Here is a 2781-nt window from a genome sequence, read left to right as displayed (position 1 = left end):
CTATCGGCAGTTACCTGCCTTGCGATAGCCCGCTGCCTGCGCCTCACCCTCGTTAGCGAAGGTCACCTGGTTCTTGGCTGCGACCTGGTTGTAGCCCGGGCAGCCAACCGACAGGTGATAGACATGGCTGTTGCGGTTGCCTAGCACAGCCCCGACCGACTCGGCGCTGGCCAGGCTCGGTTTGGCCTCTGCCTTGGCGGCTTTTACCGGCACCGCTTGCACCACGCCACTGCCAACCGGCTTGTAGTCGGCCGTCCACTTGCGTTCCCCGCTTACAAACGGGTTGGCATGCCCCATGATCGCGGCAATGCGCCGGTCGCGTTCTTTCTCCCAGGCCGACACCGGGTGTTGCTTGTCCCAGGCCATCAGCAGCTGTTGCTGCTGGCGCGACATGCTCAGCTGGTAGCGGTCGAACATGTAGAACGTGGTGCGGGCCACCAGGCCTTTGACTTCATCGCGCGGTTCGGCGGCGCGCTGGACGAAATCGACCTTGGTGCTGCATTGGCCGTATTCACCTGCATTGCCAGCCACCATGCCGTAGTTGAAGTTGCTGCGGTCACCGTTGACCTCGCCCACGGCCGGGTACAGGTTGAACAGGTCGGCCTCCATGGCGCGGAATACCGGGTCGTTGTCCACGCAATGTTCGCGGCCACCGTTCTTCCAGCACTGGCGCTGGTTGCCAAAGGTGTAGGCGGGCACGATGTGCTCCCACTCGGTACGCTCGGCGCGGTTCTGCTGCTTGCGCGTCTGGTAACCGCACGAGGCGGCATCGATACGCCCGCCGGACTTGCCCACCCAGGTCCACTTGCAACCGCAGTACAGGTCGCCCATGGCACTGCTGGCTTGGTCCAGGTACACCTTCTGCTTGGCCACCACCTTGGCTTCGGTGAAGGTTGCCGGCGGGTTGGCCAGGGCGGGCAGGGTAAAGGAAAACAATAAGGTTACGGCGTAAAGCAGTGATTTCATGGAGAAAACATATTTCAGATTGGGGCGCGCATTGTAATGCTTTCCCCGTTGCAGACCAGCTCGCGAAGCCATACCAGTGGTCGGCCAGGGTGTTCGCTGGCCATGAGGCTGAAGGTGGCTGAGTCGAGCATGTCGCGCACCTGGGTGCTCATGCGCAACAGGCGCTCGATGAAACCGGCTGTGACGGTGCCGTAGTCTTCCAGGGAAACACCGCTTTGGTTGTGCTGGATTGCCAAGTGGTAGTGGCTCACCCCGGCACCGTCGCCACTGCCGCCCAGGACCACGGTGAAACGTGGGCCGAGCAGGCTGGCCAGGCGCTGTTGGACCAGGTCGAGCAGTGCCAGCGGTATTTCATCGTGCCGCAGTGTGGTGGGGAAGCAAGGGGTGAAGGGAGGCATGAGTGTGTCCTGCTGGGCGGGGTTCGAGTGCAGGTCAGCTTAGGCAATGTGACTGTCAACTTGGGTTAAGCGGGGGTAAAAGCGGGTAATGCTCCAGAGCGCTTCGCGGTCCCTGTAGGACCGCGCATGACGCTTGCCTTGCCGGCTTCAGAATGTCTGCCCCAGGGAGAACTGGAAAATCTGGGTCTCGGCGTTATCCGGCTTTTTCAACGGCGCCGCCAGGCTGAAGCTCAGCGGCCCCATCGGGCTGTACCAGGTCACGCCAACCCCCAGCGACACGGCCATCTGCGCCAGGTCGACGCTGCCACAGCCTTGGGTGGTGGACAGGTAGCAGGTGTCGGCATACACATTGCCCGCATCGACGAACAATGAGCTGCGCAGCTGGCTCTGGTCCTTCACGAACGGCAACGGGAAAATGTACTCGGCACCGCCGGTGATCAGGATATTGCCCCCCAGCACATCGGTGTCTCGGTCGGAGTAGTAAGCCTGGCCTGAGCTTGCATAAGCACCGGTGGCCGGGGTGTTGCGTGGGCCGAGGGTGCCGTCCTTGAACCCACGCACCGAACCCTGGCCACCTGCGGTGTAGCTTTCATAGAACGGCAAGCCGTCAGTGGAGCCGTAGCCATTGCCATAGCCCAGGCTGGTGTGCAGGCGCAGTGCGGTGTTGTTGGTCACCGGCAAGTAGGCCTGGCCGTTGTAGTCCAGCTTGTAGAATGACAGGTCGCTGCCTGGGGTGGTGGCCATCAGCGTCAGGCTCTGCGAGTGGCCACGGGTGGCCAGTACGCCTTTATTGAGGGTGGATTCCGACCAGCCGATCGAGGCCTTGAGGTTGTTGAAACTCTTGCCCTCGCGGGAAATGAAGTCGTAGATCTCGTCGGCGCTGTAGGTGCCCGGCGAAAGGTCGTCGTGCTGCAGGGTGAGGCCGTAGCTCAGGCGCGAGGTTTCGCTGATCGGGTAGCCAAAGCTGACCCCGGCGCCGTAGCTGTTGATCGCATAATACGAAACGCCATCGTCGTAGTAATCGCTGTAGTCGGTGCTGTTGTAGAACAGGTTGTAGCCCAGGCTGACCCCGTCGGCGGTGAAGTAGGGGTCGGTGAAACCGAAGTTGTACTTGGTCTGGTATTCGCTGCGCGTCAGGCCGATGGCCACCTTGTTACCGGTACCGAGGAAGTTGCTCTGGCTGATCGAACCACCGAGGATCAGGCCGGCGCTCTGGGCGAAACCGACGCTGGCGGTGATCGAGCCGGAGGCCTGCTCTTCGACGCTGTAGTTGACGTCGACCTGGTCGTCGGTGCCCGGCACCGGTGGGGTCTCTACGTTGACTTCCTTGAAGAAGCCCAGGCGCTCCAGACGGGTCTTGGACTGGTCGATCAGGTAGGTCGAGGCCCAGCCGCCTTCCATCTGGCGCATTTCGCGA

General features: G+C 62.0%; 3 protein-coding genes. All 3 read right to left on the bottom strand.

Annotation, left to right across the window (positions count from 1 at the left end; genetic code table 11):
• Entirely contained in the window at nt 1-966 is a 966-nt protein-coding gene (locus APH42_RS28705) for an endonuclease (protein WP_060494743.1), read from the bottom strand.
• Nucleotides 967-980: 14 nt separating this feature from the next.
• Complete coding sequence (locus tag APH42_RS28700) at nt 981-1364, bottom strand: hypothetical protein (protein WP_060494742.1); 384 nt, start codon at nt 1362-1364, stop codon at nt 981-983.
• A gap of 147 nt (nt 1365-1511) precedes the next feature.
• On the bottom strand, nt 1512-2781 hold a 1270-nt coding region (gene bamA / locus APH42_RS28695; protein ID WP_082421480.1), incomplete at its 5' end, for an outer membrane protein assembly factor BamA.

This window comes from Pseudomonas sp. NBRC 111140 (genome assembly GCF_001320885.1).
Taxonomy (GTDB): domain Bacteria; phylum Pseudomonadota; class Gammaproteobacteria; order Pseudomonadales; family Pseudomonadaceae; genus Aquipseudomonas; species Aquipseudomonas putida_P.
Note: the sequence above shows the minus strand (reverse complement) of the source record. Positions and strands in the feature narration are given on the sequence as shown.

What these genes read in the sequence shown, in the direction of transcription:
- APH42_RS28700 (WP_060494742.1), bottom strand. Translation starts at nt 1,364, where the DNA reads ATGCCTCCCTTCACCCCTTGCTTCCCCACCACACTGCGGCACGATGAA.
- APH42_RS28705 (WP_060494743.1), bottom strand. Translation starts at nt 966, where the DNA reads ATGAAATCACTGCTTTACGCCGTAACCTTATTGTTTTCCTTTACCCTG.